Origin of the sequence: Thermosphaera sp. (assembly GCA_038827615.1) — an archaeon.
Taxonomy (GTDB): Archaea; Thermoproteota; Thermoprotei_A; order Sulfolobales; family Desulfurococcaceae; genus Thermosphaera.
In genome coordinates, this window is record JAWBNK010000001.1 from 1,034,361 (window position 1) to 1,053,912 (window position 19,552).

At 45.8% G+C, this 19,552-nt stretch carries 25 protein-coding genes and 1 tRNA gene; 13 read left to right on the forward strand and 13 right to left on the reverse strand.

The window, feature by feature from the left end; genetic code table 11:
* Positions 1-3 precede the first annotated feature (3 nt).
* From QXH45_05640 to QXH45_05685, 10 genes are all read right to left on the reverse strand, one after another.
* Entirely contained in the window at positions 4-504 is a 501-nt protein-coding gene (locus QXH45_05640; protein ID MEM2078730.1) for a hypothetical protein, read from the reverse strand.
* Positions 501-1,643 (reverse strand): DNA primase small subunit domain-containing protein, encoded by a 1,143-nt coding sequence (locus QXH45_05645; protein ID MEM2078731.1) that lies wholly within the window; start codon positions 1,641-1,643, stop codon positions 501-503. Before QXH45_05645 ends, QXH45_05640 begins: the two co-directional genes overlap by 4 nt.
* Positions 1,621-2,367, reverse strand: coding sequence for a proliferating cell nuclear antigen (pcna) (pcn, locus tag QXH45_05650; protein ID MEM2078732.1), 747 nt, complete (start codon positions 2,365-2,367; stop codon positions 1,621-1,623). The genes QXH45_05645 and pcn overlap by 23 nt, the downstream gene beginning before the upstream one ends.
* Before the next feature lie 59 nt (positions 2,368-2,426).
* Entirely contained in the window at positions 2,427-2,771 is a 345-nt protein-coding gene (locus QXH45_05655; protein ID MEM2078733.1) for a transcription factor S, read from the reverse strand.
* Between the two features lie 379 nt (positions 2,772-3,150).
* Positions 3,151-3,429, reverse strand: a complete 279-nt coding sequence (locus QXH45_05660; protein ID MEM2078734.1) for a DNA-directed RNA polymerase subunit L — start codon at positions 3,427-3,429, stop codon at positions 3,151-3,153.
* Positions 3,430-3,439: 10 nt separating this feature from the next.
* Positions 3,440-4,063 carry a DUF2067 domain-containing protein gene (locus QXH45_05665; GenBank protein MEM2078735.1) on the reverse strand — a complete coding sequence of 208 codons (624 nt, stop codon included), beginning with the start codon at positions 4,061-4,063 and terminating at the stop codon, positions 3,440-3,442.
* 13 nt (positions 4,064-4,076) lie between these two features.
* Positions 4,077-4,631: an exosome complex RNA-binding protein Csl4 gene (locus QXH45_05670; protein MEM2078736.1), complete on the reverse strand. Its 555-nt coding sequence runs from the start codon at positions 4,629-4,631 to the stop codon at positions 4,077-4,079.
* The gene (locus tag QXH45_05675; protein MEM2078737.1) at positions 4,618-5,274 is read right to left on the reverse strand and encodes a methyltransferase; all 657 of its coding nucleotides are present in this window, start codon (positions 5,272-5,274) and stop codon (positions 4,618-4,620) included. The genes QXH45_05670 and QXH45_05675 overlap by 14 nt, the downstream gene beginning before the upstream one ends.
* A complete protein-coding gene (gene dph2 / locus QXH45_05680) occupies positions 5,268-6,233 on the reverse strand; it encodes a diphthamide biosynthesis enzyme Dph2 (GenBank protein ID MEM2078738.1) in 966 nt (321 codons plus the stop codon). The genes QXH45_05675 and dph2 overlap by 7 nt, the downstream gene beginning before the upstream one ends.
* 66 nt (positions 6,234-6,299) lie before the next feature.
* Positions 6,300-6,824: a 50S ribosomal protein L16 gene (locus tag QXH45_05685; GenBank protein MEM2078739.1), complete on the reverse strand. Its 525-nt coding sequence runs from the start codon at positions 6,822-6,824 to the stop codon at positions 6,300-6,302.
* A gap of 114 nt (positions 6,825-6,938) precedes the next feature.
* Here QXH45_05685 and QXH45_05690 point away from each other — a divergent pair.
* From QXH45_05690 to QXH45_05735, 10 genes are all read left to right on the forward strand, one after another.
* Positions 6,939-7,039: transfer RNA gene (locus QXH45_05690), tRNA-Leu, on the forward strand.
* Between the two features lie 77 nt (positions 7,040-7,116).
* Complete coding sequence (locus tag QXH45_05695; protein ID MEM2078740.1) at positions 7,117-8,457, forward strand: signal recognition particle protein Srp54; 1,341 nt, start codon at positions 7,117-7,119, stop codon at positions 8,455-8,457.
* Positions 8,432-8,995, forward strand: a complete 564-nt coding sequence (locus tag QXH45_05700) for a hypothetical protein (GenBank protein ID MEM2078741.1) — start codon at positions 8,432-8,434, stop codon at positions 8,993-8,995. The genes QXH45_05695 and QXH45_05700 overlap by 26 nt, the downstream gene beginning before the upstream one ends.
* Positions 8,958-10,283: a tRNA pseudouridine(54/55) synthase Pus10 gene (locus tag QXH45_05705; protein ID MEM2078742.1), complete on the forward strand. Its 1,326-nt coding sequence runs from the start codon at positions 8,958-8,960 to the stop codon at positions 10,281-10,283. The genes QXH45_05700 and QXH45_05705 overlap by 38 nt, the downstream gene beginning before the upstream one ends.
* A gap of 70 nt (positions 10,284-10,353) precedes the next feature.
* Positions 10,354-10,671: a 50S ribosomal protein L21e gene (locus QXH45_05710; protein ID MEM2078743.1), complete on the forward strand. Its 318-nt coding sequence runs from the start codon at positions 10,354-10,356 to the stop codon at positions 10,669-10,671.
* Positions 10,672-10,711: 40 nt separating this feature from the next.
* Positions 10,712-11,080 (forward strand): RNA polymerase Rpb4, encoded by a 369-nt coding sequence (locus tag QXH45_05715; GenBank protein MEM2078744.1) that lies wholly within the window; start codon positions 10,712-10,714, stop codon positions 11,078-11,080.
* A 36-nt stretch (positions 11,081-11,116) separates the two neighbouring features.
* Complete coding sequence (locus QXH45_05720) at positions 11,117-11,749, forward strand: DUF655 domain-containing protein (GenBank protein ID MEM2078745.1); 633 nt, start codon at positions 11,117-11,119, stop codon at positions 11,747-11,749.
* Between the two features lie 65 nt (positions 11,750-11,814).
* Positions 11,815-12,540, forward strand: coding sequence for a 16S rRNA (adenine(1518)-N(6)/adenine(1519)-N(6))-dimethyltransferase RsmA (gene rsmA / locus QXH45_05725; protein MEM2078746.1), 726 nt, complete (start codon positions 11,815-11,817; stop codon positions 12,538-12,540).
* On the forward strand, positions 12,537-13,139 hold the full coding sequence (locus QXH45_05730) for a methyltransferase (GenBank protein MEM2078747.1): 603 nt from the start codon (positions 12,537-12,539) through the stop codon (positions 13,137-13,139). Before rsmA ends, QXH45_05730 begins: the two co-directional genes overlap by 4 nt.
* Positions 13,140-13,844 carry an RNA methyltransferase gene (locus QXH45_05735; GenBank protein ID MEM2078748.1) on the forward strand — a complete coding sequence of 235 codons (705 nt, stop codon included), beginning with the start codon at positions 13,140-13,142 and terminating at the stop codon, positions 13,842-13,844.
* Here the strand turns inward: QXH45_05735 and pyrH are convergent.
* On the reverse strand, positions 13,831-14,505 hold the full coding sequence (gene pyrH / locus QXH45_05740; protein MEM2078749.1) for a UMP kinase: 675 nt from the start codon (positions 14,503-14,505) through the stop codon (positions 13,831-13,833). The genes QXH45_05735 and pyrH overlap by 14 nt on opposite strands.
* A 91-nt stretch (positions 14,506-14,596) precedes the next feature.
* On the opposite strand from pyrH, the gene glmS reads away from it, so the two are divergent.
* Positions 14,597-16,438, forward strand: coding sequence for a glutamine--fructose-6-phosphate transaminase (isomerizing) (glmS, locus tag QXH45_05745; GenBank protein MEM2078750.1), 1,842 nt, complete (start codon positions 14,597-14,599; stop codon positions 16,436-16,438).
* 3 nt (positions 16,439-16,441) lie between these two features.
* Here the strand turns inward: glmS and QXH45_05750 are convergent, their stop codons facing one another.
* Both QXH45_05750 and QXH45_05755 read right to left on the reverse strand, forming a co-directional pair.
* Entirely contained in the window at positions 16,442-17,203 is a 762-nt protein-coding gene (locus QXH45_05750; GenBank protein MEM2078751.1) for a ZIP family metal transporter, read from the reverse strand.
* Positions 17,204-17,211: 8 nt separating this feature from the next.
* Positions 17,212-18,309 carry a saccharopine dehydrogenase C-terminal domain-containing protein gene (locus QXH45_05755; GenBank protein MEM2078752.1) on the reverse strand — a complete coding sequence of 366 codons (1,098 nt, stop codon included), beginning with the start codon at positions 18,307-18,309 and terminating at the stop codon, positions 17,212-17,214.
* A 66-nt stretch (positions 18,310-18,375) separates the two neighbouring features.
* Here QXH45_05755 and tsaA point away from each other — a divergent pair, with 66 nt between their 5' ends.
* Both tsaA and QXH45_05765 read left to right on the forward strand, forming a co-directional pair.
* A complete protein-coding gene (gene tsaA / locus QXH45_05760; protein ID MEM2078753.1) occupies positions 18,376-18,888 on the forward strand; it encodes a tRNA (N6-threonylcarbamoyladenosine(37)-N6)-methyltransferase TrmO in 513 nt (170 codons plus the stop codon).
* Between the two features lie 85 nt (positions 18,889-18,973).
* The gene (locus QXH45_05765; GenBank protein ID MEM2078754.1) at positions 18,974-19,207 is read left to right on the forward strand and encodes a hypothetical protein; all 234 of its coding nucleotides are present in this window, start codon (positions 18,974-18,976) and stop codon (positions 19,205-19,207) included.
* Positions 19,208-19,552 lie beyond the last annotated feature (345 nt).

Sequence of the window (19,552 nt, forward strand, 5' to 3'; positions counted from 1 at the left end):
ACATCAAGACTTTTCTCCAAGCTCTTCCACGACAGGATGCTTAACGACTGAGATGCAGTCCTGAAGGATGCCTTCAACCAATCCGCTCTGCCCCATCAGGGTTACATCGCCTTTCCTATAACTCCTACCACCAATCACGCAGTCTTTCAATAGCACAACTAAATATTTCTCACCTACGAGGATGTTTTCAACAGATTGAATTGCTCTCTCAGCTTTAACCAGCCTTCTCGCATGCTCGAGCAGTTCTTTATCGAACGACTCGGGCAGTTCTTCATCGTTTAAAATGGCTTTTACAAGTCTGGTTTTAGCTAGTAGCTCTATGTCCTGCTCTATGTTTTGAATAAATTCTTGAATCATCCTCCTGGATCTTGGGTCGTTTATGCTTAATCCTGAGAATGCTTTATCAATTAACCCTCTGACCTCGACCAGTTTGCTGGGAGTTACGAGTTGAATATTCTTCGTGGATAACTCCTCCCTGACAAGGCGTATCAGTGGACTGCTCAAGTCTTTACCTCCAAGGACTTCAATCCATATATATGTGCTACTCCTTTAAAAACCAAATACAAAGCGTCTTCAGCGTCTAGCTCCATTCTCAAGCCTTTTTTCAAGTCGATTTTGCTCCCGTATATAGGAAAGCCAGTAAAGTCGACTAGAGGGGTTATCGAAATTCTTCCTTTAAATGGTGAAAGATCCTTGTAGGTTAAACTGCTAAACTTCATTGGATCACTTACTTCGACAACCTTTAATCCCGCCTTACAGTTCAAGCTCCCTTCAAATCTCGAAAGCCTTGAAACATCCATCGTAACGACCTTGTCAATAGATATGCATTCATTCGAGAGTAGGGTTGAGAGGTCGCTTGCATTTATCGCGAAAGCCTCCCTATCCTTAATACGCTCTCTTTCTAAAAGCCCGGTTTTCTCGGCTTGAAGTTTGACTCTTCTCCTCAGTCCAAACTCAATGTTTGTAAACAGTATCTTTTCTCCCCTTCTAGTCCTGTATGTTGGGAAAATCCTCGCCATATCCAGGTTTGAACAGGAAACATAGTCAGCTATTAACCTCCTCTCTTCGCTGTTTAAGGGAATAACCACGTCGTCAGAAACCCTAATGTGAAAACCTCTATTACCTGAGAAGAAGACTCTGACGTCTTTGAAACCTAAGTCTACCGTAAGGATTTCCCTTAGTTTAAAGGCATCGTCCAACGCCCTCTTTATACAATCCCATTGAATAAGCGATATCTCCAGGGGTTTTTCGCCTGTCTTACACGACTCTGGCTTAACACGATATACTTGATTCTCCTTCACGCAGACATAGTATGAATCGCTACACCCCTCGTAAGCGTCAGCATCTATATCGAATATTAATTCGGAACCGGACCAGGCTTTCGCTTCCATGGGTTGTGCATCGGGGTACTCGTACAAGGCCGAGGAGTAGTATAAGTGGAGAGGGGTTTTCTTATTCAAAATGAAATCGTACAGTCTGTCGATTGATGGAAAAGAGAGATGCCGTACATAGGCCTTATCCTCTAGGCTCTCCAATGCTATTTCTCTCTTGTGAATCGCGGAGGGAGGGTTTAAAGGACGCCTCCTATAATAAGCCCTGATGATATTTCTCAAAACAATGCTAGTCTGATCTCGGAGCGACATAGAATGTCAGCTTGCCCTCCTGCGGTAGACCATATTCGAGCTTGATGGGGGCATTGTCAGATAACTCTACGAAAACATACTCGGAGACTTGGGCCGCGCTCGTTATATCGATCAAATAATCTATTGTGAACCGCGACTTTGCCGGCGAGGTTGATTCGAACTCGAGGAGAGCACCGCTCGCGACAGAGAGTTCAACCCTGGCTTCAGCTATGTCTCCCGATGCTGCCACGACTAATTTCTCTTCTTCGGGGACCGCCTCGAAGAGGATGGAATCACTGATCGGTTCCATCTCCTTGATAACATCCTTGAGAATTTTTGGAAGCATCTTAACTCTTGCGGAAAACTCCAGGGAAAGCTCAGGTATTTCTTGAGGAGGAATGTCGAGATTCGGGATCGTGAATCTTCTCAACCCCCTTCCCTTGAAAACCACTGATATTCTCCCATCAGCGGTTTTCTCGAGAAGGAGCTCATCCCCCTTAGTAGCTCTTTTTAGGATCTTCGCGAAATCATCCATGTTGACTCCGAAGTATTCGTTTCCTCTCGATTCAAACACTGTGAAGGCAGACCTTGGATACTGAAAGTCTACGAGGACTATGTTCGAAGGATCCAGTGCCCTCAACCTCACCCCTGAATCGTCCACTTGGAAGCTTGCCTCATCAAATATTTTGGCAATGGAAATCATCGAGTATCTCCACACTCTTGCATCGCGGAACTCTAGTTTCAAAAGGTCTCTCACCCAGACTAATTATTTATGCAATGTTAATTAAAAAGGCGTTTCAAAAATCACTCGTATTCCCGCCACGTGTGCCCGCATTTTACACACTTATAAAACCTAGTAGGAGGCTCGTCAGCCGCTCTGGTCTGTATCATCCAATAATATGCTTCATGGTTACCGCACTTGGGACATGTTACCTCCTTGGTAACAGGCAACTTTGACGTGTCTACATCCCCTGTGACGATCGTTTTCTCCCTTGTTGAATGCTCGATCTTCGATGATACCTTGTACTTCTCGAGGACTTTTTCATCCGCCTTTATCCTATGTCCACATTTAACACAGACGAGCTCTGTCATACTTGACGATTTAACCGGTTTCATTATGCCCCCGCACTTGGGACAGAATCTAACCATTTAAATCACCACGAGAGTCAATGTATGTTTTCAACACATTTTTATAATATCCTCGCCTTGACCGCTCAGTGTAAACGTACTGTTAAAGCATTTAATTAATTTTGAAACCAGTGAGCAGCTCTCCTCCTTCTTTATCAAATAGTCCCCTCCTTCGAAAACTCTTAATCCAAGCGAAATAAACCGGTACTTATCACCTGTGCAGTTTACGATGAAGGTTAATTCATCTCTTGTTTTCAAAGACCTGATCAAGTCTTTATCGCTTAAAACGTGGTCCCTGGGGATGATGGATAATTCTTCTAAAAATTTCCCCTATATGTTGCTAGAACGTAAAAAGCTTCAGACTCGGCAATTGTTAGAATTCGAGCCTCTCTCCTAAGGCTCATTTCACCGCGTCCTCCACGGCTCTTCTAAACTCGTTTAGGTCTAGCTTTATCTTGTCCACTATCTCCCTCAAAACATTCCCTACGTCTGCTCCTTCATGAACCGTGATTATGAATTCTATTTCATCCCTTAAGGGGTGTGGAACACGGTAGGATGCATAGGCAACTTTCGGATGCTTCAACGCTTCCTTCATTAACAAGTTGCCAAGAGTATGATCCTCACCCTTAATCCTGATCGCCAGGTGATTAGGAGTCTTGTTTAAAACCTCTATCTCCACAAAACACACCTCACATGCTAAATAGTGGGGATCCATGATATTTCTTTATAAATTCATCGACCCCCTTACTCCACTCTACCTTCAGCGTTAAACCACCGTTCTCATCAGGCTCTAAGTGACCGAGAGCTATTGCTTTCTCAACCGCCTCTTCAACACTCATCTTTGTGGCTACAAGTATGGTTGTCATATAGTATTTTCCCGCCGTCCCTCTTACAATATTCTTAACTAAGCTACTCGCAACATCTATTTGATTAATCAATTCGAGAAGAATCTCTAAGCCCGCATTAGTGTATAATGCTTCATCATCGGAAGAGTATTGGACTTCATACTTATTAATAGTTAGTAGTTTGACTAGTACTGCTGGTGGAAACGTTTTCCCCGTTCGTGCAACCAGGGTTCTCAGCGCATATTTGACCATGCCTCTTCCAGCACGGGTCTTGGACAGGGGATAGCTCTCCTTGATGATCCTCCAAGCTTTCTTAATATCCGTTGAATAACCATACATTTCTATCAGCATTCCTCCCTCCCTGATGTCATATTCTATGGATTCGATAGAAGGGAGTTTCTCAGATATTCGCTGAACCAACTCGAGGCACTCTTCATGGCTACAGGGGACGTAGAACCGCCTCTTCACCAGCGGCAATCAATCACCTTAAAATATACACGTATCCAACTCCGATACGCCTTGACTCCTCGCTTTTACAGGAGAGGCACTTGAGCTTTTCTCCAACCTTGTAAAGCACTTCTCCACAGTTGGTGCACCGAGCCATTATTACACCCAGCCCCGGGTCCTTTATCGTCACCTGATATGGTACATTACTGTTTATTACTCTGGCTTTTATTATGTCTCCAGGCCTGAGCACATCCCACATTGACCTAACGTATTCGCTTGATATCTGAGTTATGTGGAGTATGCCTGAAAAATCGACCGGCATCCCGTTGGCGTTGTAAATATTCAAAATAGCAATATCGTCACTTAGGCTGGTAACAATTGCTTCAACTACCATACCCGGTTTCAAACCGAGTTCACGCTTATTGATAGGGCGGACGAGAATAGTTTTCCTCAACTTATCCATGAATGCTGTCCCTATGATCAAGGACCTGAGATAACCATGTCTGTCAACGTAAACGCCTTGAAGAGGTAGAGCCTCCTCTTCGACACCTAAAACCTCACCGGGTAAAACCACTTTAGCGTCGCTCAACAGTGTTCACCTTCCTTAGAACTATGAATAAGCTTTTAAACCTATATATCCTTGACTTATGAGTCTCAAAAACCATTGGAATCTCGAAATCCATGATCTCCATGGACACTAATTCGGCGTTGTAAGATAACGCCACCTCCCTTAAGATCTTCACTAGCCCAGGAGAGTACTTGTGAATGCTGTAAACACTTCTAGCAAGGCTTAGAGCTTTCCTCAAGAACACCAGGTCCAAACCCCTGTTTCCTCGAACAACACCGAAAGGGGGATTCATGACAACCGTGTCAACACCGTCAATGCTCAGTCTGGAGACGTCTCCCACGATGAATAAGACTCTTCCCGTATACTCCGTGAACAACTCGTTGAATACCGTGATAGCGTGTTTTAGTACTTCCTCATCAACATCAACACATACTCCAAGTTTAGCTCCAAGTATCAGCGACGCGTATAGGAGCCTGCCATCGCCGCATCCCAGGTCTGCCACAATCTTTCCTTCAACATCATTATTCATGAAGGCCGACCACAATACGTGGGCGACCATCCAGGAGGGCGTTGGATATTGCTCGAGCCTACGCTTGAGACGCCTGTAGCTAGGTATCCCGGAAATAATCATTTCGACCTTCTTCTTATCTATCACGCTCACCATGGAAATGCGTACTCCTCCTTATCATTCAAAATCATTAGGAATTCTCCTGGAGTCAATACTGGCTTGTAGAAATCGCCAAGATCGTCTATTGGGAGCCTTGGACAGCTCGTCACAACATAGAAGTCGAGCCCTAGTGAATTATCAATAGCCATCAATCTCTCCACGGAGAGATACGCTGAGGATATAACATAGGGTTTATAACCTCTCTTCTCAGCTCGCTCTCCAAGAAACCTTACTAGTTCTGGCCTGTGCTGACCCGGCCTAGTTCCAACGACTAAACCCACCGTTCGATAGGGAGCGTTCTTGACTTTGGAGACTAGGAAGAGCCTCTTGCTAACGTATTTCTTGAATTCATTGGTGTAATCCATAACCTCCTGCCTGTACGGGTCTACGCTGATGACTGGTTTTTTCAGGGAAAAGAACGCTCCCAAATGATGAAACAACCCTCCAGCTACTAGAATGTGTGCATCGACACTGGAGTCAAATCTTGCAAGGGGTGCATACATGCATCCAAGTATTGGTGCTAGAATCTCGGTTGATTCAAACCCCTTCTCCGAGAGGTACTCGTGTATTTGCCTCCTAATCTTGCTCTCAACTATCGTTGAAGAAACGGTTACTGAGGATGCAGATTTTTCTTCCAATCGCGTTGAAATCGTTGATAAAGTCTCCTCGGTTAACAAGCGATTATAGTATGCCGGAAGATACAAGATCTTAACTTTTAAGTCTGGGATAGGTTGTAAAGGATACTCTAAGTGTCCTATATGAACAATGCCGTCGGCCCCAATTACCTCCGCTTCATCCAACGGTATGTCGCAAGCCCCGTATCCCGGACTGGAAGAATAGTAGATTTCAATATCCTCAGGAATTCTATTCTCTACGCACTTGTATAGGATCTTCAAACCATCCGGTGCATGCAGGATGAGGGTTCGCGGATTATATCTCTCGATAAAATCGTTCAACAGCTGAAAAGGAAGTTCAAAGCCTAGACAGGGATCTCCGTTTGTGAAACAATATTCTTCAACTCTTTACGCGGGTGGCAACCCTTCTTTCAAGGGACGGATTACTATTCTCGTAGGCAGTGGAAGCTTGCTTCCCGCTATTCTGAGAGCATCCTTACACGTTTTCAAATGTTCTTTCTTAACTTTCACGGTGATCACTGCGTCGCCTGGGAAAACTCTCGCCGCTGTCCCAATAGGCTTCCCGAATGAGAGCCTCATACCATCTTGAAGACGGTCAGCACCAGCGAAAGCCATCATCTTGTTTTCCCTGATAACATGGTGTGGATACTTGACGACTTTCAAGTAGAAGTTGTTCTCGCCTGCAGCAGTCGTCAACACTTTCAACGCCATGACACGTGAAGCCTCCAGAGCATTATGCCTTATCTGGCCGGGCTCCTCGACAACAAGGGTCACCTCGTAGTCATAGTCGAGTTTAGGGTTACCCATTTCGAATTTGGAGATCTTCGGTTGCGGAACACCGGGGATGTACTCTTTTCTCGTGTAAGGCGGACCGCTGAAATGCGTGTAACACCTGGCAGGTCTTAAAGGCATAGCTCTCTCCTCCTGGAAAGCATAATTTTACACAGGTATTTATATATGATTCCTCTCTCTTAGATCAGAGTAAAAATTAAAGCATGTTTCAAAACTATAATAGTCTAGGAGCATGCGGGGGTGCCCGAGCTTGGCCAAAGGGGGCGGACTCAAGACTTGCCCAGGGAGAGATCCGCTGGCATAGGCCTGCGTGGGTTCAAATCCCACCCCCCGCACTGATTCTCAGGTCCACAACACCTTAACCCTATTAATAGGGAGTAGCAGATAAGTAGGATGTGCTACGGGATAAAGAATGGTGTTTGAGAACCTCAAAGAATCTATTGCGAAGTTTTTCAAAGCTGAAAAATACGAGGATGCTGTTAACGAATTCATTAAGGATTTACAGAAGGAGTTGGTGAAATCTGATGTTAACTTGAACCTGGCTTTCGAGATCACTAAGAAGATAAAGGAGAGAGCTATCTCACAAGAACCCCCTATTGGTGTTTCAAGAAAAGAATGGTTTCTAACGATCGTTTACGAGGAGTTGGTGAAGCTTCTTGGGGGAGATGTGAAGCCTCAAGTAAAGCCCGTGAAGAAGCCGTGGGTGATAATGCTCGTAGGGCTCCAGGGGAGCGGGAAAACTACCACAGCGGCTAAGCTGGCATATTTCTACAAGCTGGAGGGTTACAGGGTTGGGTTGGTCGCCGCAGACACTTTTAGGCCTGCTGCATATGATCAGTTGAAACAACTAGGTGATCAAGTAGGCGTTCCAGTGTATGGGAATCCCTCGGTGAAGGATGCCGTCAGCTTGGCTGTCACGGGAGTTAAATACTTCGTGGAAAAAGGCTTCGACCTTGTAGTGATTGATACCGCGGGGAGGCACCATAGAGAGGAAGACTTACTCGAGGAAATGAAGATGATAAGTAATAGTGTTAAACCAGACGAGATTATATTGGTGATAGATGGCTCAATAGGTCAGCAAGCCTACAATATTGCTAGGAGGTTTCACGAAACAACCCCCATAGGATCCATTATAGTGACCAAGCTCGATGGAACAGCAAAGGGCGGGGGAGCCTTATCAGCTGTAGCCGCCACAGGGGCTTCAATAAAGTTCGTGGGTCTCGGAGAAAAGATTGAAGATTTCGAGATTTTTAAGCCTTCTAAGCTCGTGGGCAGGGTCCTAGGGTATGGAGACATAGAGGGGTTGGTCGAGAAGGTTAAGCGAATACAGCTAGAGTTTACTGAAAAAGACGTCGAAGAATTCCTTGAGGGTAAGCTAAACATGAGGCTGGTTTATAAGCAATTAGTGAGTTTGAGGAAAATGGGGCCGCTCAGGAAAATCCTCCAGATGATACCTGGTTTGGGAGTGAAGGTTCCCTTCGACGTTGACCCGAAGGAGCTTGAAGGTAAGCTCTCTAAATGGCTAGCTATCATAAACTCCATGACGTACGAGGAACTCGACAACCCCGACATTATAGATAAATCACGCTTGAGGAGGATTGCACGGGGAGCAGGGGTTGACATCGAGGATGCTAGGGAATTATTAAAACAATACGATATGTTAAAGAAGCTTAGCAAGCAACTTAGAAAGAGAAGAGACCTGTTGAAGAAACTGGGAGAAGGGTTCAATGTCAAAGGCTTACAAACCATGTAGGATTGTTTTGGCAAGAACCAGCGACTCCTGCTCCGAACTCAACTATTTGAAAAACATAATCCTCTACTCCCTTCTCGTCAGTCATGGAATAAGAGTCGATACTGAACTATGGGTTCTCGCCGACAATCTCCTTGTCAAGCTGAACGGGTTAGAGCTCAGACACCTACACTCTCAAGATGATAGCCTTGTAGGGTTCGTTAAATCGGTTTTCTGCAGGCACAAATTTCCGCCGGGCGTGGAATTGGCTTCAAGAAGCGAATTGAAGAAAGTAATTGGTCATGACGCCGTTCTCTTGACGGCTAGACACGGTGGAGTGATATCACCTCAACTCCCTGTCTCGGCAAGTAAGACGTTCGTCATAGCTCTTGGAGACAACTTGACGACCCGGGAACAAAAGGATTTTGAATACATCATTAAATTACCTGTTGAAAATATGATAGAGCTGGTTAACATAGCGCACTATATTTTAGACAGGGCGTTTGGGGCCTGGGTGAGAAGGCATGGGAGAATCCAACTATATGAGAGAAGCCGATTTTAACGCCATCATGGAAAACGTTGAGAAGACGCTGGCTAAATACCCTTTATGTCACTACTGCCTTGGAAGACTGGTTGCTAAACACGGGGTGGGTTTAAGCAATTATGAACGTGGATTATCCCTGAAGGTGATGCTTAGCTTCAAGTTGCATAGAGATTACGTCTCACGGAACATTGATAAAGATTACCTACGGGTTCTCACTGAAAATAGCGGAGATCCGTTAACGAGGTTGTATGAAAAATTGTTCAACGAGCAGGTAAAACCTAGAGAGTGCTTCATATGCAAGGGAAGGCTAAGCCTTGACTGGCTTCAATCCATTGCGGAAAGATCGTATGAAAAAATGAAGGAAGCATCTATTAGTCGATTCTTAGTGGGCGTGAAACTCGATAAAAAACTTCGGGAGAAAGAACTGTCACTTGTTTCCGAGTTCGGAATAGAAAAGGCAGAGTCCTTGAAAAACGAGTTGAAAAGAGAGGTTGGGAAACTCATTAGAGACAAGTACGGGCTCATACCTGATTTCGACAAGCCCGAAGCAATGGTTATAGTGAGGCTTAATGAGGACTTCAACTACGATCTCGAACTGATAGTATCACCAATACTATTGAAAGGTATTTACAATAAGAGAGGGCGCAATATTTCTCACGTCCCCTGGCTTTTGAGAAAGGGTGGTAAGAAATACCCTATGAGCATTCAAGAATACGTGGAGTCACGCCTAGCCGAGGTTTTCAAAGCCAAAGAAGTCAAGATACACGCTGCAGGTAGAGAGGACGTCGACGCGAGAACCCTTGGGACTGGGAGACCGCTTGTTATCGAAGTGGTCGAACCTCTCGTTAGATACTACGATATCGATTCCCTCAACAAGATACTATCCACAAGCCTTCTAGAGGTTCGAGTCGCCGGCTCAGCCAGTAGAAGGGATATTGAGATTTTGAAGCAAACCTCCAGAGAGAGGAGAAAGATATATAGAATGATGATTGTATCTTCCACGCCTCTCACCGAGTCAGACCTAGCGGTACTGGAGGAGCGCTTTAAGAACACGCTCATTCATCAGAGGACTCCCACGAGGATTTTATCTCGTAAAAAAGACGCGATGAGAGTGAGAAGAGTTTACGAGGTAGTAACCAAGATGATCAGCAACAGGAGCTTCGAAGCGATAATATATTGCGACGGAGGGCTCTATGTTAAAGAGGTCGTTCACTGCGATCAAGGTAGGACAACGCCATGCTTTGCCGGCGTCTTAAACACTTCTCTTAGACCTGTGGAACTAGATGTTCTCTACATCGAGCATTGAGTAGCTTCAAGATAAGATTAAAAATGGGGGTTTTCAATTCAGTATTAAGAGCCAATAGAGGAGATAGTGCATGGTCAGAGCTCCAAGAGGTTTACGCCACAGGACTAGGAGGTTGTTGAAGAAAAACATTAGAGAAAGAGGTAGCATACCTCCGTTGAGCTTAATGCTGGTGGAGTATAAGGAGGGTGATGTAGTTCACATCAAGATAAATCCATCTATACACTCGGGCATGCCTCATAGAAGGTATCACGGGAGGACAGGCGTAGTAGTAGGCAAGAGGGGAAAGGCCTACATAGTCAAAGTTAAAGCCGGCGATAAGGAGAAGGTTTTATTCGTTAGACCCGAGCACTTGAGGCTTGCCTCAAATCCCCAGCTCAAATCCATTTAAACTCCTACACTCATATATAGACTCTAGGTGGTGTGATTATTTGACTGAAATACCCCTCTTGGAGGAAACCCCGTTAACCAATCCCGAAGCCCTGCACGAGTTGAAGAAAGTTATAGAGAGGCTGCAGGTTCAAGGAGCTTCCATTCCATTGCTACTTACCCGCACATATGAGTATTTGAAGCGGTTTTCAAAGATCCCGTATGAGAAAGTGGGCGAGGTAAAAGAGTTTTTGAAGTCGAAAGGGCTCAGGGAAGAGTCAATCATCATGATCATTAATATATGCCCCAAGAGTCTCGACGAGTTAAGACCGCTTCTCGAGCTCGAGGAGAAAACCGTTGAAACCCAGGTTGCCGAGGAAATCGTGAACTACTTAGGAAATTACTGCGTTGAAAACCCTAGACAGGAGTAACCCGTTTAGACCCGGATTCATTCTATGGTGATCTATTTGCACTCCTTCAAGCCAGACAGCTCTAGACGGCATGAACACTCCTGGGAGAATGCCCTCATCGTTCTCGACTACATGGAGCTTGGGAACCCTTCAGACCGACATTTTGAACACAGGAACCAGCCTCTTATACAGGGTGTAGGCACGAAGTATTTTACTCTACTCGAGGGTATTCCTCTACCAGCCGTGAGGATCGACATATTGGAGAAGATCGAGCTTGGCTATCCCAGTAAGGTTAAGAAGATTGTTCAAATCTCCTACGATGACCTAACTAGTATGGCTAAAGCTAATCTCAGCGAAGCCTTGAAAATGATAATAATCGAGAATGAAAAGTTTTTCACCGAGTTCTTCAACATAGCTGACCCAGTGAACATTAGGCTTCACACCCTAGAACTCCTCCCTAATATCGGTAAGAAGACTATGAGGTTTATACTCGATGAGAGAGCGGTAAGGAGGTTCGAAAACTTTGATGATATAAGGCGGAGGGTTGGAATAGACCCTGTCAAAGTTCTGGTTGAAAGATTGTTGAAGGAGTTCATGGGGGGAGAAAAGTATTATTTGTTCCTGAGGCCGACCGAGAGGGATTCCATATATCTGAGGTATCTAGAGAGGCTCTACGGTGAAATCATATAAGTCTGCCTGAACTCACCAAGTCATCCCTCTTGAGGTGGACCATTAGGGTTCTGAAGGAAAACGGGGTGAAACCTTCCAAAAAGCTTAGCCAAAACTTCGTGATCAATCCCTTCCTGATAAAAAACATGGTTGACTCAGTAAGTTTCGAAGACACAGTTGAGATAGGATGCGGTATTGGGACATTAACTTTTTTCCTTCTCCAGAAGGTGAAGACCTTGGTTTGCATCGAGTTCGATGAGAGAATGGCAAAGATAGTGTCGAAGAACATTGGGGACCCTCGATTCATACTAGCAAGAGGCGACATTCTCACTACGGGTCTAAATAGGCCTCAGGTTGTCTCAAACCTACCATACCATATTACGTCGGACGTTTTAATCTTGATAGCAAGGGATAATGGAGTAAACAAGGCGGTACTGACTCTTCAGAAAGAGGTCGGTGATAGATTAGTAGCACCACCGGGTAGCGAATCATATGGAAGACTAAGCATTATAATTCAACTGCTTTTCGACATAGATTTGAAAGGAGTTTACTCCTCGAGATCATTCTACCCTGAGCCCAAAGTTGCTTCCAGCATAGTTGTTCTTAAACGTAAGAGGAATTACGACGAGAATATTCAAAAGGTTGAGAATGTGACCAGGGTAATGTTTAGCCAAAGGAGGAGGAACGCCCGCAAGGTGGCGGAAACACGTTTGAAAATAAAACCCGAGGTGCTGGAGAAAATTATTCCCAATGGTAAAAGAGTGTTCGAGTTAGAGCCCGAGGTGTTTGAGAGATTATCGGCGGAATTGTGAAAGAATATCGCGTAGGAGAATTAAGGATCGCAATATACGGTGATGTTTACAAACCCAGTGAGGACTCGTGGCTGGTTATGAAGGTTCTTGATGAAATCAAGCCTAGCAGGGAGTTCTGCATAGATCTCGGGTCGGGAACAGGGATACTTGGGAGTTATTCAATCTTGAAAAAATATTGTAAACGCGTAGTCTTCGTTGACGTAATGGATGATGCACTGATCTCAACCCTGAAAACTATTGAAGCAAATAATCAATCAGGAAGGGGAATTGTGATCACAAGCATAGAAGGCGTCATCGACAATAAAGCGGATATGGTCGTTACTAACCCTCCCTACCTTCCTGTGAACGATTCAAGCAGAATAGACATAGCTACAGAGGGTGGTGAGAGAGGCTATGAAACCATCGTCTACTTCGTTCAAGAAGCCTCCAGGGTTTTGAAGCAAGGCGGAGTACTAGTACTAGTGTACTCCACGCTCTCCAATGAAGATATCGTCTACGAGGCTTTGATAAGCCACGGGTTTCAACCACTCAGGACTTGGGGTTCGAAATTCTTTTATGAAGAGATAAAGGTGGTTTATTCAGAGAAAGGGGAGGTCTAGGTGATTAGGGTAGTATTGGTGGGGATAGAGGGAGCATATAATTTAGGAGTAATCTCGAGGACTTGCAAAAATTTCGGAGTCGATGAATTATATCTCGTCAAACCTGAGGCCTCCCTTGAGGAAGCCCTACTGTATGCTGCGAAAGGAAGGGATTTCCTCGAGAAGGCTAAGATAGTTGATACTCTGGAGGAAGCGTTGAAGAACGTGGACGCCTCTATAGCTACAAGCGCGAAAGGATACAGGGCTGGCGACGTGTTAAGGCAGGCGATGGAAATCGAGTCTTTCGTCAACCAAATCGCGCCAAGGATCGAGAAGATCGCATTAGTCTTCGGCAGAGAGAGCACTGGTCTGACTAGGGAGGAACTGGAGAAAACCGATTTCCTCGTATCTATACCAGCAAATCCCGAGTACCCTGTATTGAACGTTAGCCAAGCAGTAGCGATATTTCTATGGGAGATTTGGAAGGCGCGAAAGAAACATGCCTCCAACATCCCGCCGACGGCGTCGCGAGAAGATCTTGAAGCCCTTGAAAACATCTTCAACACGGTTTCCTCGAGGATCATTCCCAGTAGCGATAAAGCCCGTAAAATCGGTCTCGCCTGGAGGAGAATAATCCATAGGGCGAGACCATCTGTTTACGAAGCAAGAATCCTCAAATACTGGCTCTATAGGGTTAAGCATAAGATAGAGACTACTCCGGGATGATTCTAGTACCTGGGTTAAGTCCTTCTAGCGACTCGAATATTTTATCAGGATGCTTGAAGAAGATTAAGCGTATCTCTATTCCGCTTCTCAACGCCAGATCCAAGGCTTTCTCGTCTATCAACGCGTATTCGCCTGGAAGCTGTTTTTGCATTAATATCTCCTTTAAACGGCTACCCGCGATCTCCTTAAAAGGCTTGGCATCCGGGTACTTAGCAGGGTCTTTATCATAGACATAGTCTGTCGCCGAGAAGTAGTAGATCTTTTTAACGCCGAGGGCTTCGGCCAGCTCGACGGCGACAGAAGCCGTTGACTGCCCCGGGATTAAACCGCCTCCAACGAGGATCTTGTGAGATGTAATTGCCGATAATAATTCTATGGGAGACTCAATGGGCTTCGGATACGCTTTCCCCTCCAGTGATGCTATCAAAAAGAGTGCATTAATCCTTGAAACACTTATCCCTATCATATCTAGCCAGTAATTCGATGACACGCCTATTCTCCTAGCCATTTCAATATAGTTTCTAGCCATCCTGCCCCCGCCGGTTACTACGACAACTCTATACTTCTCGGAAAGAGTGCGCAAAACCGAGACGTATTTTCCAAGCAACTCCGGGCCATTGTCGAAGGCTTTTCCCGTAATCTTCAAGACCAATACATCCACGGTGTTCTCATCTCCAAAGAGATAAATTTCTTAGGCTCATTTTATAAGTAATCCCCATAATGATTTAACACTTAGGGATTGGTGGATTAGTTTGTGCGGGATTATCGGGGCATGCTTCGCAGGGCCAGCGTGCATGGGTTTCAAGATCGGTGAACTCCTTTTCAACGGTCTACTCAAGCTCGAGTACAGGGGTTATGACTCAGCCGGAATGGCTGTTCTAGGGGGCGAGTTAATAGTTAGAAAAGGTAAAGGAAAACTTTCGGAGCTAGACTCTCGGTTAAACTTTAAGGAGTTGACTGGTTGCCTGGGTATTGGACACACCAGGTGGGCCACGCATGGTGTGCCAAACGATGTTAACGCCCACCCCCAGGTAGATTGCAAGAATTCCTTCGCGGTAGTGCACAATGGGGTTTTAGAGAACTATTTAGAGCTGAAGAGGTTTCTCCGTGAGATAGGGCACATATTCGCAAGCGACACAGACACTGAAGTCGTGCCCCATCTCATAGAAGAATATTATGAGGAAACTCGCAGCGTTTACGAATCCTTCAAGAGGGTTGTTAAGAAGTTAAAGGGAACTTATGCTATCTTAATGATTTCCAAGTATGAACCTGATAGAATTTTCTTTGCGAAGAAGGACAGCCCCTTGGTGATCGGGGTTGGAAACGGGTTTAACCTCTTAGCTAGCGATATCCCGGCTATCCTAGAGCACACTCGAAGGGTTATCGTGTTAAGGGATCATTGGATTGGCTTCATCACTCCCACAATGATTTATATAGAGGACCTAATGGAAGAGGAGCCGGTGGTTCCTGAGAGATATGTTAGGAATGTCGAGTGGAGCGTTCAAGATGCCGTGAAAGGAGGATATCCTCACTTCATGTTGAAAGAAATTTACGAGCAGCCGAGAGCGTTGAGAGAGACTATTAGCGGCATAGTCAAAGACCCCGCGGTCCAGGAAGCGTTGAAACTCGTCTTGAATGCTGAGAGAATCTATGCTACGGGGGCTGGCACAAGCTTTCACGCCGTAGAATACTTCTCTATTGCTACCACAAGGATCGTCGGGAAGCCAGTGTTCAGTTTCATTTCAAGCGAGTATGAGACCTACTTGACCGCTTCAGGAGAGGGCGACGCACTAATCGTCGTAAGCCAAAGCGGTGAGACGATGGATTCGCTGAAAGCGTTGAGGGCATTTAGGGAAAGAGGTGTTAAGATCATTGCCGTGAGCAATGTCGTTGACTCTGCTATCCCGCGGGAGAGCGATGTAACCTTGTATACTAGAGCAGGCCCAGAGATAGGTGTTGCTGCTACGAAGACTTTCACCACTCAAACCGCTCTATTATCGTATATTACCCTAGAGCTCGGCGCTTCCTCGGGCAGACTGGATAAGGCTGAGAGAAATGAGATTATGTCTTTCATAGAGAACGTTGGAGAGCTTGCCGAGAAGAATTTACAGGCGGCAGGCGACTACGTTAAAAAGCTGGCAACCGAAATCTCGGATGCCCGGAGCATCTACTACTTGAGCAGAGGTATCGGTGTCCCAGTGGCGAGGGAGGGAGCTTTAAAGATAAAGGAGATAGCTTACATTCACGCCGAGTCGTATCCTGCTGGGGAGTCCAAGCACGGTCCTATAGCTTTAGTTGAAGAAGGGTTTCCGGTCGTTTTCATAATACCGAGCGATCCAGTGTTGGATACGCTCCTGCTTGGGAATATCGAAGAGATGCGGGCTCGAGGAGCATTCACTGTTGGCGTTGGACCATCGGACTCGAGGGCTGTTGACCTGGTTGATGTATTCATACCAGTGATCTCGCCTCACTGGATTGTTACCCCCATTACTCACACGATACCGCTACAGTTACTAGCTTACCATACCGCTGTTGAAAAGGGATTGGACCCGGATAAACCCCGTAACCTTGCTAAGACGGTTACGGTTGAGTAGGTTTCAAACCAGACTGTCGAGGAGTAGCATAGTAATGAATCCGAGGATGAAGCCGAGAGTAGCATATTCTTCGTGGCCGTACTTGTGAGTCTCGGGTATTACCTCATCGCTCACAACGTAAATCATCCCCCCTGCTGCTAATGCTAGGAGGAAGGGAATTAATCCCATGCTTGATTCGATAATCAGCCCGGTGAGGACGCTGGCGACTGTTTCGCTGAGGCCTGAGAGGGCTGATATGAAGACTGCCTTAAACTTGTTCCTCGTTAAGCTTATCAAAGGGTAAGATACCGCGAAGCCCTCTGGAACGTCTTGAAGAGCTATAGCGATCGACAAAGCCAAACCCTTCTCGAAGGGAAGGGCTGAGCCCGCTCCTACAGCCATTCCCTCGGGGATATTGTGGATGAGGATGGCTAGGACCGTCAAGTACAGCGCTTTCACTCTTCCCTTCAGCCTCAAGGGGCCTTCAAACCGCTCCTCGAGGTGCTCGTGCGGCGTGATCTTGTCGACACCATACATTAATAAGACTCCAGCGGTGAAACCTGCAGTGGATAAGAATACGTTGGATAACTCAATCGAGGGGAGAAGTAAGCTAGTGAAAGAAGCTACGAGCATTAGCCCCGCAGCAAAACCCATTCCGAGATCAAGGTATGAGTCGCGTGAACGAGGCATTATGGCGCCGACTACGCCTCCTAAAGTAGTGCCCAGAGCTGGGATCAACCCGAAAACAAGGCTTCTGAGGAGGATGTTTTCTTCGAACAAGATCATGAAATCCCCTATTGCTTCACGGCAATCTTCACTAAGACTCGCTTATCCTCCAAGTATTTCGTGAACTCGTTCTTGAACTCCCATAGGTTCTCCAAGGGTTGTACGCCCGACTTCACCTTCCCCTTAGAGACCAGGAAGGCCGAGTAAGCGTGGACTAAAGCTGTGAAGTAGGGAGTCGCCGGGTCCTCTAGAGTCCCATGGAGAATCGCCGTCTCCACATATTTTTTGCCGGAGCTGTTGAAAGCCTCGACGTGAAGTATAGCGATATCCCTCACTTCTCCCTTCAATTTAAGTTCGAATAGTTTCGACAACAGTTTAACGGGCTGTACTTCGCAATCATCCACCTTCACGGTTTCATGGCTCATTAAACCCAATTCCCTCAACAGCTTCATCGAGGATATGTGTCCAGGCCACCTCAGGGTTATCTCCCTCATGCTCGAGGCTTTAACGTTCCTGATCAACGTTCTAAGCCCATCAGATACGAATCCCTCCAGTCTTCCCACTCCTTCAATCTCCACCGTGACGATTTCGGACAACGGGTCAACTGCAACGAGTTCTCCATCTCGCACTATTCTAGCTGGTCTCAAGTATTCTTCAATCAAGTCCAGCGGATTCCACGTGACTACGTAGCCTAAGGGGGGAACTGGCTTCTCCGGTATGCCTCCGACCATTATATCGATTTTCTCGAGTCCCTTCAGGATCTGGGCGGAATATCCTGCTACCAAGTTGCTATAGCCCGGGGCAAAGCCTGCATCAGGCACAAAGACTGTCCCACACTTCTCGACTATTGGCTCGAGAAGGTACGGGTCCTCCCGCGTGAACGACACATCCACTACGTCTACACATCCCTCGCTTATAGTCCTCAAAATGTTGAACGCTCTGGAAGAAGGGAGTGCAGTTACAAACAAATCGGTGGTTTTCAAGAGCCTTCCCAGCACCTCTTGCGAGTACGTGTAGAAGGATACTCGCTCCAGTTTTTCGACCAGGGCTTTAGCCTCTGGGTTGGCGTCTACTGCGTTGAAGTTGTGTTGAGGTAGAAGTTCGAGGAGAAGTTTAAGGGTTCTAAACCCTACTCTACCAAGCCCGAGCACGGTTACTGTACTCATGGATACTCCTCCACACTCTGTGTTATTAGTCACGCTCGTTAAATAATTAGAGTGGTGTGTTTCACATTGGGGTTTGCTAAAATAGAGCTCACGCCAATAGGAGTCGTCCACGTTGATGCAAGCGATGAAGAAGTGAGGGAGAGCGTCAACGGTGTTGACGGAGTAGTCGAGGTTTACCAGGAGTATGAACAGGCCCTGAAGGGGCTGGAAGGGGTCTCACACTTGATTCTAGTGACCTACTTACACAAGGTCAGCGAGCAGGATAGGAAAGTATTACTGGTAAAGCCGCGTAGGCTCGTCAAATACGGAATCCCCCCGGAGAACCTCCCATTGATAGGAGTCTTTGCCACTGACTCACCGGTTCGCCCCAATCCCATCGGCATTTCCATTGTTGAGTTGAAAAGGGTTTTAGGGAGGTTCCTAGAGGTAAGAGGATTGGATGTATTCAATGGAACCCCAGTATTGGATATTAAGCCCTATACTGCTGGGAGGATTGTTCAGAACCCGGTGCTACCCAATTGGTATTCGGAATTGCTTAAAATGGTTGAGAAGACTGCTCCAGGAGTTAGGGAATTGTGATGTATTTAAGAATGTTATGTGAAGAATATATCTGGAAAACATGAGCGTATTTGCTTCGAGATTTATTTTCCATGGTGGAAGGAGTTTGATGTTGAAAGTGGAGTATAAGAAGAATAATGCGAGGGTTGATGTTTTCGGGGCATTCTTTGAATCCTACACTACCACACCCGATCGACTATTAATCGACGGCCGAGCAGTGTTGCCCGAGCCCGAGAGCGATATGACATTTTTCATCGACGCTGTTCTAGTGAGAATAGTTAGAAGCAAAAACATGCCTCCTTTAATAGAGATTGTGACAGCTTTGAAATCCAAGAGCTGAAAACATTAGAATTGTCAGTGAGCATATTTAGAATTAGTAAATCATGCCATAATTACTAGTGAAAAATGATTAGCTTTGTTGCTTTTTTATGATGGTATTACCGCCTTAAAGTGATCTTGAAGAAACACGGGCTCAACACCTATACCATATCCCCTAGGGTAGCCCGGCTCCCTGTTCAACAGTATTATTCACGTGCTTTGAACACTTTGAATCGGCTTCGACTTCTTTAAATCAATCTTAAACCATATCTTGAGCTCTTATTTTTTAAAATAAAAAACACCAGTGTTGAAAATCTAGGCGTATTACCCATCAAGAGCGATCTAGTACCCGAGGCTTCCTGGGAGC